This is a genomic window from Parabacteroides gordonii MS-1 = DSM 23371, from assembly GCF_000969825.1.
In the GTDB taxonomy this organism is placed as follows: Bacteria; Bacteroidota; Bacteroidia; order Bacteroidales; family Tannerellaceae; genus Parabacteroides; species Parabacteroides gordonii.
On record NZ_KQ033919.1, the window covers coordinates 3429487 to 3443190 of the forward strand.

The window sequence follows — 13704 nt, forward strand, 5'->3', positions numbered from 1 at the left end:
ATCGCATTGAAGGTATATAAAACAAAAGGTAGAACTGAAAAATGGAGTGACTAGGAAAAACGATCGTTTTAATTCGTCAGCAAAGTTACTTATAGTTTCCAAACCGCCAAAGAAATCAATAAAATTATTCTCCTTCCTATCTTCTTTCTTATCAATAGAATACGAAAGTCTGTACAAAAATCCCGTTTCGAGTTACGAACAGATCATGACCAAAACAAAATGACTAGAAAAAACGATCCTTTTAGCTCGCCATTTAACAAATGGTAACACTTGCGATCGGTATGGGTAGGCTTTTAAGTAACACTATTATTAATATTAAATTAAAGAATTATGAACAAAAAGTTTTCTACGTTAGTAGCTGCACTGTTAGCTTCGGGTGGATTGTTCTACGCTGTAGACGCAATGATCCTGCCTGCAGGTGACGGGGTGGCTCAAACATTTGTAGGGGTAAGAACGGCTGACAATGAAGCTACGGCTGAGGTTGTGGCTTGCAACTCTTCTATTGCAAAAGGGAAATTTGTTGCTGCCTGGAGAGTCAAAACGGTTTCGGGCCCTCATTACTATCTGGAAGTAGCAGATGCTAGCGCCTCTGACTGGATCTTATGTGAAGGTAAGATTCAGAAGATTACAGGTGATAATGTAGCTTTCGCTGCACAAAAAGCTATTGAAATCACTATTGCTGCTGACAATAGACTTATGTCAGGTAGTGACTTTCTTGTAATTGACACGAAAACAGGTGCTGTTTCTTTAGGTGATACCAAAGCCGGTAATGCGTACTTGTTTAGTGACAAGACAACACAGGTTGCACCAGAAGCTATTGGCTCGACAAGCGGTAGTCTCGCTTTGGCAACAAACGTGACTACTCAGACTGTTGGTACAAATGATGTAAAGTGGGAGGAAACTCCAGAAAAGGAAGGGACGGTAAAGCTTTCTAGTTCGGTAAGCAGCGCAGAAACTGAGTGGAGTATTGAAAAAAGTAGTGGTAATTTCTATCTAAGGCAAGGTTCTTCTTATTTGAAGAATGTAGATGGCGGATTAATACTTGTTTCTGCTTGTCCTACAGATGACGCTTCTGTAGTGTCTGTTGCAGGAGTTAATCACGGCCTTCAGATAGGTGGTAAATATTTATCTGCAAATTTGACTTTGGGAGATGGTGAGGATGCGGCAACTGGGTTCTATTTGGTGAAAAATCCTAACACTTCTATGCCTAGTGCAGAATCAGGCATTGCGGCAGGTAATTATAATGTTGTTAGTGTCCAAAGCACAGAATTAGGAAACACTGTCACCAACTGGGAAGAGCTTGTAATTAACCAGGCCATTAAACCCGCCTCAGCTACCCTTGCACAAAACACCTATAGCAGTACAGCTGTCGAAGTAGGTGAAAAATGGACGGTTACTGCTGACAATAATGAGTTAACTGTTAAAAGCGCCAACTATTTCTTGAATGCTCCTACTAGTGATAACGATGTTGTATTGGGTAAAGAAACCGAGGCTACTCCATTAACATTTGATGGTGCTGACGGTGCTTTGAAGAGCGGAGCCCTCTTCCTTATGAATAATAGTGGCATTAAAACTAACGATGGGGGAACAGGAAAAAAACTCTATCTCTTTACCGAAGCAGGAGTATTAGTAACTGATGCGACAAAGATCGATCCGGCTACTAGCTATCTTATCGCAGAAAAGAAAGCAACTACGACTGCCACTGAAATGGTAAATGTTACCGTTGTTAAGCAAACTCCGGGTGCCCCTGGTGCAGATATACCGGGCATGGCTGAAAATGGCTTAAGTGTCGATGGAGAAAGTGGAGAGATTACTGTCTCTAGTGAAGAAACAAAGAATATCCCTGCACCTGCCACTGTTGCAATTGGAGAGAATGTTCTTTCTGTTGTATCAGGCAAAGTAGTTTATTTACCGGCTAAAGAAGCAGCTAAAGCTGACTCTTGGGTATTGGTAGATGGTAAATATAAGAATGTAGATCTTGAAAAAGCAGGTGAAACAAAGATTTGGCTGAAAGCAGCTGAAGGCCTGTTCAAATCGACAGCTGCTCCTTTTACATTAGTAGAAAATACTACTGCTGCTTCTACTTTTATAGCTAAGCCGGAAGGTAAATTGGCTATTACTGATGGTGGAAATACAAAAGAATTCAATGACGTCGTTTTGACTGCAACCGGTGAAGCTACCGCAGCAACTATTGCTGATGCCAATAAGGGTATCCATTTGACTTCTGTTGCAACTGGCAATACAGTTCTTTTGGGTAATGGTACTCAATTTGTTGGAACAGACGGAACAGGATCAAAAGACAACGCTACTCTTTGGGTTGTTAGCAAGACTGCTACAACTACTGTCGGCACATATCGTTACTCTTTCAAACAGAAAGATACTGAGACTTATTTTGAAGTAGGGGACGTAAACGAGTTTACTGCAGAAGACTATAATGGAGGTTTTGCATTAAAGGCTCCGAATGGTCAGTACGTTTCAATTTCCAATAAAGGAGTAGCTTCTTTGGTTAGTGAATCAACATCTTCTGCCCTGTTCGGTATTCCTGCCAGTGCAAAACCATTCACAGCTAAAGAAATCCTTTCAGACCACGGTACACTGACAAGCTTCAACCTGTCTTTGTGGGATAAAAAGGATGGTACTTCAACTTTGGTTCAGAACCCGTTTGAAAATGCTGACCTGGTTCCGGTATATTATGATGCTGCAAAGAAAACATTCACTCCGATCACAGCCGATAACGCTTCTACACTTACTAATCCTAGTACTTTCTTATTGAAGAAAGGCAGCAGCTATATCGTTGTTGAAACAACAAAAGACTCTGAATGGAGTAACATCAACACCGAACTGGTTAAGGGTGGCTACAAGTTTGTCACTTTGAGCGAAAAGGCAATGGCTGATGTAATGACGACCGGTGAATGGAAAGACGGCTCTTATGCTCCGTACTTTACATTCAACTTCGATCAGAATAGTGTAGATGCTGGCGTGGCAACTGCCAAGACTCCAATCTATACGATCGAAGTATCTGATAAGGATAAAGCGAATGCAAGTAAAATCTCTACATTCACTATCAAAACAGGTGCACAGGCCGGTACTTATCTGACAACTTCTTCAGAGGCTGCTTACTGGGTATACGCAGAATTCAGTGCAAACAACGCAGTTCGCGGTGACTCCGACAAGGATTACAACCCGCTGAACATGAAGTATGTAAACATTACATTCGTAAACCATGCAAGCATAACCTGGAATAACATCAAGCTGAATGACAAAGTGCTGGGTGCAGAAGTAAAACCTGCTGATGCAGACAACTTCCTGTTCTCAAAACCGGAAGGCCAATGGGCTGTTCAGATGTCTGCCGCAACTGCTGCTGTAGCTAAAGGCGAAGCATTGGATAATGTTTATGGCTTTACTTTCGTAAACCGTGAAAGTGGCAAAAAGTATTCAGTTGACAAGATGTATTATCTGGGTAACAACAAGTATGCGGTTGCCAGCTCTTCTAAATTTGCTGAAAATGCAGGTACACTTCGCGATACTTTGGCAATCACTCCGGTAGAAGGATTGAAGAATAACACAATCCAACGCGACGGTTACAAGAACCTGACAGCTGAAGAAGTACAGGATCAATTGTTCAACCTGTTGCTGGCTTCTTCTGAAGAAGATTACTATGTAGGTGAAAACCATACAGCTAAGAGTCACTTCCTGGGCTTGTCTCATGATGCAGACGCTGCTGTAAACTGGAGAATCGTTCCGCTGACAGCTGCCAGAGCTTACAATGCAGACAAAGAACTGACTCAGGCTTCAGACTCTGTATATGTATTCAATCATCCGCAGTATTATAAAGCTTCCGACAAGAAGTTCTATCAGTACAACGATACATTGGCTATCATCGGTTATGCTTTGCAGAACACGGCTAACGATGAATTCCTGACTTACGAAAATCCGCAGACAACAGATAGATTGTCTATGATTTGCGATCCTAATTTCAAATCTTACACAACGACTAAGAATATCTCTGAAGCTTATCGTTTCGTATTGAAAGAAAAGGGAACAGACCTGTACAACATCATCGGCGTTGACTATCCTACATATAAAAATGGTCTCGTAGAAGATGAAACAACTCATGCAACTCTGGATTTGAGTAGCAAGCTGTACGGTGCTACCACGCTGACAAAACAGGGTGCTGTAGAAGTAGTAGGTGCTTATGCTCAGATCAACTCTAACGACCTGTTCAAAGTACAGAAGTTAGGTGCTCCTGAATATCGTCTGCAGAGCATGGGTGACACGATCCGCATCTTCCGTCAGGAAAATGATTACGATCAGATGTATGAAAACGGTGAATTCCTGAACCTGGGTAACAAGGCTCAGTTGACAACTATGGCTCCGGCCCTGTATGTTGACACTGCTTATGTGAAACGTGGTAACAACAACCGTTATCAGTATCTGTTGGTTGTTAATCCGGAATATAAGGCAGCTGTTTACGACAATGCAAACCACCTGTTGAAACCGGATACAATGTACGGTCGTTTCCTGGTGAACCTGGTTGACACAGCAAATGTAGCTTACCAGAACGGTGCTATCCATGCTAACAAGTATATCAACGATACTGAAGCAGGTGAAACATATGCTAAGTTAGGTTTCGTATATGGTTTCCGCACAGCCGACAAACTGTATATCACCGACAAGAACTATAAGAAGAGTGCGAAAGCATCTGATGTAATCGACCTGGGCACAAGCGACTTCAACACCGCTAAGTTCGCCTTCCGTTACATCGATCCGATCAACCACGAAGCCGACGGTTCATTCAAGATCCAGACAGGTTACTACGACTATAACGCTTACATTGCTAAGAACAAACAGCCGGAAGTAGCAAACAATGGTTACCTGAAGAACATCAACGGTGTAGTAGTTGTAGCTAATGGTTACGAAGCAGGTGACAAGTTTGATCTGGCTGCAGAACACTCAAACCCGACAGCTAACGAAGGTATCAACACATCTGAAGTATCAGTAATTGCTAAGGAAGGTGAAGTTGTTATCAACGGTGCAGCCGGCAAGACAGTAGTGATCACGAATGTTCTTGGTCAGACAATCGCCAGCACAGTTCTTTCTTCCGACAACGCTACTATCTCTGCTCCTGCAGGTGTAGTTGTAGTAGCCGTAGAAGGTGAAGCAGCTGTAAAAGCAATCGTAAAATAAGTAACTATTTATAATCAATAAATTTAAATTTGACTGCGCGGTTGTTTCTATGCATTTTTAATCAATCAACTAATTACCCCGTGAGGGCGAACAAGCGGTCGATATTAATACTAAAGTAATGAAATAAAGTTCTTCTGTTCTACCTCTGTGAAGAGCAAAAACAGACAAAAAGGTAAGCCGTTCCAACTAATTGGTTGGGGCGGCTTTACTTCGTTTATGACCTCATAACTTTTCTTTATAAGCTACGGCTGGATTTTCAGCAATTATAATTAACTTTGCGGTTGGTTGAAAAGTAAAAACTAAAGTATGAAGAAAATTAGAGCCGCCATCGTTGGATATGGCAACATTGGAAAGTATGTGTTAGAGGCCCTGGAAGCTGCTTCTGATTTTGAAGTGGCAGGTGTTGTACGTCGTAATCCGAATGACGTACCGGACGAATTGAAAGCTTATGTTGTAACAGACAGCATTACAAAGTTAGATAAAGTAGACGTTGCCATCCTTGCAACTCCTACACGCAGCGTTGAAACGTACGCAAAGGAAATTCTTGCATTAGGTATCAATACAGTGGATAGCTTCGATATTCACGGCGGTATCGTAGACCTGCGCCGTTCGTTGGATGCCGTAGCCAAAGCACATAATACAGTAGCTGTAATTTCTGCCGGATGGGATCCGGGAAGCGACTCTGTTGTACGTGCCCTGCTGGAAGCAATGGTTCCGAAAGGTATTACTTATACAAACTTTGGCCCGGGTATGAGTATGGGACATACGGTTGCTGTGAAAGCGATCGAAGGCGTGAAAGCCGCGTTGTCAATGACTATCCCGATGGGTACAGGCGTTCACCGTCGTATGGTATATATCGAAGTGAAAGACGGTTACGATTTCAAGCAGGTAGCTGCTGCTATCAAAGCTGATGATTATTTTGCACATGACGAAACACATGTAATGCAGGTGGAATGTGTAGACAACCTGCTGGATATGGGACACGGTGTGAACCTGGTTCGCAAAGGTGTTTCCGGTAAAACGCAGAACCAGTTGGTTGAATTCGATATGAAGATCAACAATCCGGCTCTTACAGCCCAGATCCTTGTAGCTGTAGCCCGTGCAAGCTTCAAACAGCAGCCGGGTGCTTATACAATGATTGAACTGCCGGTGATCGATATGATCTGCGGAGAAAGAGAAGACCTGATCAGACGACTTGTTTAATACAATAAATATGCTCGATTTTATTACCTGGACGGCTGACCCCGCCATATTTTCCATAGGTTCACGCGAAATACGCTGGTACGGACTTGCTTTCGCAATCGGTTTCTGGATTGGTTATTCCATCGTGAGCCGGATGTGGAAAAATGAAAAACTTCCTCCCGCATGGATCGACTCTTTGTTGATCTACACCATGTTGGGTACTGTGATCGGAGCCCGTTTAGGACATTGCCTGTTCTACGACCCCGGATATTATCTGGCCAATCCGATCGAAATATTGAAAGTATGGGAAGGTGGATTAGCCAGCCACGGCGGTACATTAGGTATCGTTATTGCCATTTATTTCTATTCCAAGCGCATCACCCACAAAAGTATGCTTTGGACATTTGATAAACTGGTTGTCCCAACCGGTTTGGTTGCGGCTATGATCCGTTTAGGTAATTTGATGAACCATGAGATTTACGGTCATCCGACCGATCTTCCCTGGGGATTTCGTTTTATTGAGAACCTGCATGCCTGGAAAATGGGGGCGGAGCCGATCTTTACGGTTCCCAGTCATCCGACCCAGTTGTATGAAGCACTGTGTTATTTAGTCACGTTCGCGATCTGTATGTGGCTTTACTTTATAAAGAAAGAATGGAAGCGTGAAGGTCTTATATTCGGGGTCTTTATGATCTGTATATTCGGCTCGCGTATCTTCATCGAGTTCTTAAAGAATAACCAGGAAGCTTTTGAGGATAATATGGTATTGAATATGGGGCAGTGGCTCAGTATACCATTTGTTTTGGCGGGCTGTTGGTTTGTCTGGAGAGCTTTGACAAGAAAGCCCAATAACTACGAAGAATTAAAAATAAAGTAATGTACAAATTAAAAGAAATAGCAGATAAAGTATATTATGTAGGAGTAAACGACCGTCAGAAGGCCCTCTTCGAAAATATGTGGCCTTTACCGTATGGTGTTTCCTATAATTCGTATTTGATTGTAGATGAGAAAACTGTATTGATAGATACAGTGGATGTTTGCTACTCCGATATATTTTTGAAAAAAATAGCTGATGCGCTCGATGGCCGTACGCTCGACTACCTGATCGTCAACCATATGGAACCCGATCATGCCGGTAGCATCCGCCTACTGCGCCAGCAATATCCGGATGTGCAGATTGTCGGTAACAAACAGACCTTCGGCATGCTGGACGGATATCATGGCATCACGACCGGACTTCATGAGGTAAAAGAGGGCGATACGCTGAATATCGGACATCACCACCTGACTTTCTACATGGCTCCGATGGTACACTGGCCTGAAGTGATGGTCACTTACGACTCGACAGATAAACTGTTATTCTCTGCTGATGCGTTCGGTACATACGGAACCTTGGATGGTGGCGTGATCGATGAAGAAATGAATGTTGATCATTTCTGGGAAGAGATGATCCGTTATTATTCTAATATTGTAGGTAAATACGGAAATCCGGTACAGCGTGCTTTGCAGAAGCTTTCTGCGCTCGAGATCAATACGATCTGTTCTACTCATGGCCCTGTGTGGCGTAAGTATGCAAAGAAAGCGATCGATATCTACGATCGTATGAGCCGTTATGAAGGGGAAGACGGTGTAGTCGTTATCTATGGCAGTATGTATGGCAATACGGAACAGATGGCGGAAGCGATCGCTTCGTCATTATCGGCTCATGGTGTGAAGAATATCGTATTACATAATGTCAGCAAGAGTCCTGCATCGTATATCCTGAAGGATGTATTCAAATATAAAGGTCTTATTATCGGTAGCCCGACTTATTCAAACAGCCTGTTCCCTGAAGTGGAAGCGGTGTTGAGCAAGATCGAAATGCGCGAGGTGAAAAACCGCTTGTATGGCTATTTCGGTTCCTTTACCTGGGCGGGAGCGGCTGTTAAACGCCTGACTGCTTTCGGTGAAAAGATGAAATGGGAAACCGTTGGTGCCCCCGTTGAACAAAAGCAAGGAATGAAAGCCGATAAATACGAAGAGTGCTGGGCCTTGGGCGAAGCGATGGCTACTAAACTAAAAAACATATAATAACCTGTTTAAAATACAAACGTTATGAGACTAATTATTGAACCTGATTACGAGCAACTCTCAAAGTGGGCTGCCAATTATGTAGCTGCAAAGATTAAGAAAGCTAATCCGACTGCAGAAAAACCTTTTGTACTGGGATTGCCTACGGGATCGTCTCCTCTGGGTATGTACAAGAACCTGATCGAACTGAACAAACAAGGGGTTATCTCTTTCCAGAATATCATCACTTTCAATATGGATGAATATGTAGGATTGCCGAAAGATCATCCTGAAAGCTATCATTCGTTCATGTGGAACAACTTCTTCAGCCATGTAGACATCAAGCCGGAGAATGTTAATATCCTGAACGGTAACGCTCCCGACCTGGAAGCTGAATGTGCTGCTTACGAAGCTAAGATGAAAGCGGTTGGTGGTGTAGACTTGTTCTTGGGTGGTATCGGCCCTGACGGTCATATCGCATTTAACGAACCGGGTTCTTCCTTGTCTTCACGCACACGTGTAAAATCGCTGACTACAGACACGATCATCGCTAACTCTCGTTTCTTCGATAACGATGTAAACAAAGTGCCGAAGACTTCTGTAACTGTAGGCGTTGGTACCGTACTGGATGCAAAAGAAGTATTGATCATGGTAAATGGCCATAACAAAGCACGCGCTTTGCAGCAGGCTGTTGAGGGATCTGTTAACCAGATGTGGACAATCACAGCTTTGCAGATGCACCCGAAAGGTATTATCGTTGCCGACGAAGCTGCTTGCGCCGACATCAAAGTCGGAACTTATAACTACTTCAAAGATATCGAAAAAGATAACCTTTGTCCTTGTAGCTTGCTGAAGTAAGACGATCTGTTATTAAATAAAAAAACGGAGCTGTACCTGAATGGAATAGCTCCGTTTTTTGTTTAGTCCTTATTACCTGATATAATTCCCGGATCATCGTCCATATTCTGGACGGCTTTGCGGATGCTTTTAAATTGTTTGCCGAAATTGAGGTTGAAGTTAAACTTGACGACAACCGTCCTGGCCATATTATTACTGTGGATATCCGATTTTACCGGATTAAGCGCCGACCAGTTTTCATTTTCTGACCTGTAAGTCTTGATGAATGGATTATATAATCCGGCCATGACCGACCAGGCCGGCATTTTATAGTCTACCATAAGTGTGTGCATCAGATCGCCTTTCATCAGTTGTTCCCCGTAAACATACCTGTTGGGGGGAGTGATAGTGGTAAAATTTGCGATCCAGTTGCGATAAGAAAAATCGATATTGACACGGAGCGATTTCATCGTGTAGGTGTGTAAATAGTTGTTGCCATGACTGATATACCGGTTTAGTCCGGGAATGACCGATATATTGATATGATCTTTCCACGGCTTTATATGGAAGGCAACCTCGAAGGCTAGGTTCTGGAAGGATTTCTGGTTGTCGTAAGTCCGGATAAACAGACCGTCTTCGTAGAAAACAGACTCCATGATCGGTTTATGCTCATAGTCATAAGTAATAAGGGCGTCTATTCCGAATAGCTTTTGGTTGTACCCCGCATTAAAGGACTGGTTGATGCTTTGGTATGATTTCAATGCCGGATTACCCCTTCGTACCTGCAGTATATCGATGGGTTGTTCCACATCGTTGAGGTAAGCGATAGAGGGAGTGTTGTTCTTTAGAGCGGCACTATAGCGAAAAGATAGGTTCTGATTGGGATTGTAGGTGATACGTAAGGAAGGTTGTAAGGCATACTTTTCATTTTTGTTATTGCGCTGGCTGTAGTAAAAACGGGAAAAGGCGAGGTTTGCCATGTAACTCCATTTACCTGTCTTCAACAAATATTCTGCATAAGCAAAGCTTTCGCTTTGTTTCATGGATACGTCGGTAACGGTTGTTCCCGTATATGTATTATCCGTATAAGACTGTGTATGTTTCAACCCACCGGTAAACTGGCTTTTCCCTATTCTTTTTTCATAGATACCCTCTGCTATCAGGGAGTATTTCTTTCCTGAAATGTCGGATAGTATATCCGTTTCAAGATCGTTTTCTCTCGTCTCTTGATAGATGCGGGTGTTCTCTGTCCTGATATAAGTGCCTACCAGGTTGAATATCAGCGATTGGTCATTTCTTAAATTGCGTTGAAAGTAAAGATCCAGTGCCGGGATGCGGTTCTTTTCTACCGTATGATCGTAAATAGACAGGGGCGTCTCGGATCCGGAAGAATATAATTTGCTTTTGCGGTCTTCGTATCCTGCCGGGAAATCGTTGAAGCTATAGCGGAATTGTGCATTGAAGATATATTTATCCTTCTCCTGCAGGCTGTAGTTCAGATTTGAATACAGGACTTTTTTATTGAAAAGAGTGGGTTCTCCTATTTCCTGCCGGTGTAATACATGATCGGGGAAGAAGAATTTTTCATCATATTCGCGTGTCCAGTCACCTTTACGCTGAATAAAACGGACATTTGCTGAAAACTCAGACTGCCCGTTGTTATATTTGGCAGAAAGCATATCGTCTATAGAAGTCCGGCCGCCTCCAATGTTATGAAAGGCACCGCCACGGATATTACCTCCCGATTCTTTTTTGCGTGTGATGTAATCGATCACTACAGCGGCATTTCCATAACGTACTCCCGGACTGTCGTGATATTCAATCCGGACGATATCTTCCGGGTTCAGGGCGGCTATTTCGGGATAGGTAACGAGTATTCCGTTGATCCTTAATTGTACTTCTCCGTTGCCGGAAGTTGTTATTTCTCCGGACATTACGTCTACCATAATACGGGATAACTGCATTTTATTCAACAGGTCGACACCGTCGGTTGCAGTTTTTTTCTGTGTTCCGGAAGGTAGTATCGATAATTTGTCTCCTTTATTAATAACAGACTTGGCTGTTATGGTTACTTCCTCCAAAGAAAAAGAAGAGGAAGTAACAAATGTAGAATCCGCCTGCATTATGACCTGTTGGGCCGACACTGGCGGAAATATTAAAAATATAGTTGCAATAAGTGATAAAATTGTTTTTGTCTTCATACGATTCATTTCTTGTTCCGTTCATCCGGTTTGTTGTAAATTAAACTTGTACTGATTTTGATAGCTATCTACTATCTGTGACGAATGACCGGAAAGAATATTTTAAAAGTGAAAATCTTTGTATTTTAATTTAAGTATGTATCTTTGGTCTGTGTTTATGAGTAAAAGCAGACATTGCGGAAATAAAATCGTTTAAGTTTATTGAGATAGTATTTTGTGTTTAATATCTAAAACAATTATGTAGTATGAAAAAGAGCTTATTATTATTACTTCTTTTCGTGGCATTTCAGGTAAGTGCACAAGAATTTCATTTTATTCCGAAGATTGGTCTGAATATGGCCAATATAACAAATTCTGATGGAAGTATGAAGCCGGGGCTGAATATTGGGGTTGCTGGTGAAGTGATGATGACTGAACGTTTTGCCATTGAACCGGGAGTATTCTATTCGATGCAGGGAACAAAAGACAAAGAGAGTGGTACGACAATGAAAATCAAAAATGATTATCTGAACATACCTGTTTTGTTTAAAGGCTATGTCTATGAAGGATTTAACCTGTTTGCCGGCCCGCAGCTGGGATTTAAGGTATCTTCTAAGATAAAAGCGTCTCAGTCGGGAACTTCAGTTTCTACAAGTGAAGGTAGTGATTTATTTAAAACCGTTGACTTCTCCATTGTATTGGGAGCCGGATATCAGTCACCTATGGGTTTCCTTGTTTCTCTGAATTATAATATCGGTTTGACAAATACGATCAATAAAGATAAGTTCTCCTCTCTTTTGGGAACAACTGTTGATGAAACATGCCGTAACGGTGTACTTCAGCTAAACGTAGGCTGGCGTTTCTAAAATAATTTAAAGCCGGATTATGCAAACTTTAGAGCGAAATTTGGATAATCCGGCTCTTAAAGAATCTCTATTTTTGTGGTATAAATATTTACTACCATGAAAAAAACGATTGTAACCTTTCTACTTTTAACTTTGTCTCTGCAAATCCTTTGGGGACAAGAGCAGATCTTGCCGGTGCCTTCCACGCAGCCAAGTCCGGCGCAGCAAAAACAGATTGCCCGCAAATACGGTATGTTCATTCATTTCGGAATCAATACTTTTCATGATCAGGAATGGACGGATGGTTCGAAACCGGCTTCTTCTTATCAGCCAACCGCCGTCGATGCAGATCAATGGATCAGGGTCGCTAAGGAGGCTGGTATGAAATATGTGATCCTCACTGCAAAACATCATGAAGGATTCTGTCTGTGGGACAGCAAATATACAGAATATGATGTAGCAAATTCCGGAAACAAAACGAATGTAATAGAAGCAATTGCCAAAGCATGTAAGAAATATGATATTGGCTTGGGATTGTATTATTCTTTGTGGGATAGGAAAGTAAATGCCGATGTGAAAGACAGGAGTCTGGATGCGGAATATAATAAATATCTGTTGCGCCAACTGGATGAGTTGATCGACATCGTGCAGCCTTATACCAATATCGTAGAGTTCTGGTTCGATGGAGGATGGGAAAAAGAAAACGATCGCTGGCCGGTGAAAGAAATCTACCAGACGATCAAATCAAGAGAGCCTGACTGCCAGGTCGGTATAAACTGGAGCATCGGTTTACCGGATAACCCGGATGCACATCCTGTATTGCCGGAAAACCAGAAAGCAGGTTATCCGATCCGTTATTTTCCGAGCGACTTCCGCTTAGGTGACCCGTATCTGCCGGTAGATGATGATCCGAAGGTTTTTACACATGACGGTAAAGAGTATTATATGCCCTGGGAGTCTACTATCTGTATCAGCGAACGCTGGTTCTATAACACCACGGATAAGAAGTATAAGCCGGTCGATGAATTAGCCCGCTTATACCGTCAGTGCACAAAGAATGATAATATCCTTATTCTGAATTGCCCTCCGGCACGCGACGGTAAGATCCGTGACTCGGATATCCGGTTGTTGAAGGATTTGCGTAAGGTTATCAATGATTAAACATATCTTTGTTATAAAAATCTAATATTTTGATCTGAGCATTATAGGCTGTCTGAGCCGGGCTATCCGGATTTAGTTCCATAGCTGTCAGATAGTTGTTCAGGGCCTGACGGATATCTCCCATTTTGCGGTAGACATTTCCACGCAGATAAAACGCTTCATCGTCTGAAGCGTTTTTTTTAATGTACTCATTCAACAAACGCAATGCTTCGTCTGTTTTATTATCGTTGATAAGTTGTCTGATTGTTTCCATGTTGAAATAA

At 42.4% G+C, this 13704-nt stretch carries 9 protein-coding genes; 7 read left to right on the forward strand and 2 right to left on the reverse strand.

The window, feature by feature from the left end; all coding sequences use genetic code 11:
• Positions 1-330: 330 nt before the first annotated feature.
• From HMPREF1536_RS12925 to nagB, 5 genes are all read left to right on the forward strand, one after another.
• Positions 331-5187, forward strand: a complete 4857-nt coding sequence (locus HMPREF1536_RS12925; protein WP_046151790.1) for a DUF6383 domain-containing protein — start codon at positions 331-333, stop codon at positions 5185-5187.
• Positions 5188-5493: 306 nt separating this feature from the next.
• Positions 5494-6390: a diaminopimelate dehydrogenase gene (locus tag HMPREF1536_RS12930; protein ID WP_028729786.1), complete on the forward strand. Its 897-nt coding sequence runs from the start codon at positions 5494-5496 to the stop codon at positions 6388-6390.
• A 10-nt stretch (positions 6391-6400) separates the two neighbouring features.
• A complete protein-coding gene (gene lgt, locus HMPREF1536_RS12935) occupies positions 6401-7246 on the forward strand; it encodes a prolipoprotein diacylglyceryl transferase (RefSeq protein WP_028729785.1) in 846 nt (281 codons plus the stop codon).
• A complete protein-coding gene (locus HMPREF1536_RS12940) occupies positions 7246-8439 on the forward strand; it encodes an FprA family A-type flavoprotein (RefSeq protein ID WP_028729784.1) in 1194 nt (397 codons plus the stop codon). The genes lgt and HMPREF1536_RS12940 overlap by 1 nt, the downstream gene beginning before the upstream one ends.
• 24 nt (positions 8440-8463) lie before the next feature.
• Positions 8464-9276, forward strand: coding sequence for a glucosamine-6-phosphate deaminase (gene nagB / locus HMPREF1536_RS12945; protein ID WP_028729783.1), 813 nt, complete (start codon positions 8464-8466; stop codon positions 9274-9276).
• A 62-nt stretch (positions 9277-9338) separates the two neighbouring features.
• On the opposite strand, the gene HMPREF1536_RS12950 is transcribed toward nagB, so the two are convergent.
• A complete protein-coding gene (locus HMPREF1536_RS12950; RefSeq protein WP_167331522.1) occupies positions 9339-11456 on the reverse strand; it encodes a TonB-dependent receptor plug domain-containing protein in 2118 nt (705 codons plus the stop codon).
• A 245-nt stretch (positions 11457-11701) separates the two neighbouring features.
• Here HMPREF1536_RS12950 and HMPREF1536_RS12955 point away from each other — a divergent pair, with 245 nt between their 5' ends.
• Positions 11702-12301 carry a porin family protein gene (locus tag HMPREF1536_RS12955; protein WP_028729781.1) on the forward strand — a complete coding sequence of 200 codons (600 nt, stop codon included), beginning with the start codon at positions 11702-11704 and terminating at the stop codon, positions 12299-12301.
• Positions 12302-12397: 96 nt separating this feature from the next.
• Complete coding sequence (locus tag HMPREF1536_RS12960; RefSeq protein ID WP_028729780.1) at positions 12398-13441, forward strand: alpha-L-fucosidase; 1044 nt, start codon at positions 12398-12400, stop codon at positions 13439-13441.
• Here HMPREF1536_RS12960 and HMPREF1536_RS12965 read toward each other — a convergent pair.
• A complete protein-coding gene (locus HMPREF1536_RS12965; protein ID WP_028729779.1) occupies positions 13431-13694 on the reverse strand; it encodes a tetratricopeptide repeat protein in 264 nt (87 codons plus the stop codon). The two genes, HMPREF1536_RS12960 and HMPREF1536_RS12965, sit on opposite strands and share 11 nt — an antisense overlap.
• Between the last annotated feature and the right edge of the window lie 10 nt (positions 13695-13704).

Bases quoted from the DNA above. Each gene is read 5' to 3' on its own strand.
- HMPREF1536_RS12955 (WP_028729781.1), top strand. From the start codon at position 11,702: ATGAAAAAGAGCTTATTATTATTACTTCTTTTCGTGGCATTTCAGGTA.
- lgt (WP_028729785.1), top strand. From the start codon at position 6,401: ATGCTCGATTTTATTACCTGGACGGCTGACCCCGCCATATTTTCCATA.
- HMPREF1536_RS12940 (WP_028729784.1), top strand. From the start codon at position 7,246: ATGTACAAATTAAAAGAAATAGCAGATAAAGTATATTATGTAGGAGTA.
- HMPREF1536_RS12965 (WP_028729779.1), bottom strand. From the start codon at position 13,694: ATGGAAACAATCAGACAACTTATCAACGATAATAAAACAGACGAAGCA.
- HMPREF1536_RS12950 (WP_167331522.1), bottom strand. From the start codon at position 11,456: ATGAAGACAAAAACAATTTTATCACTTATTGCAACTATATTTTTAATA.
- HMPREF1536_RS12960 (WP_028729780.1), top strand. From the start codon at position 12,398: ATGAAAAAAACGATTGTAACCTTTCTACTTTTAACTTTGTCTCTGCAA.
- nagB (WP_028729783.1), top strand. From the start codon at position 8,464: ATGAGACTAATTATTGAACCTGATTACGAGCAACTCTCAAAGTGGGCT.
- HMPREF1536_RS12925 (WP_046151790.1), top strand. From the start codon at position 331: ATGAACAAAAAGTTTTCTACGTTAGTAGCTGCACTGTTAGCTTCGGGT.
- HMPREF1536_RS12930 (WP_028729786.1), top strand. From the start codon at position 5,494: ATGAAGAAAATTAGAGCCGCCATCGTTGGATATGGCAACATTGGAAAG.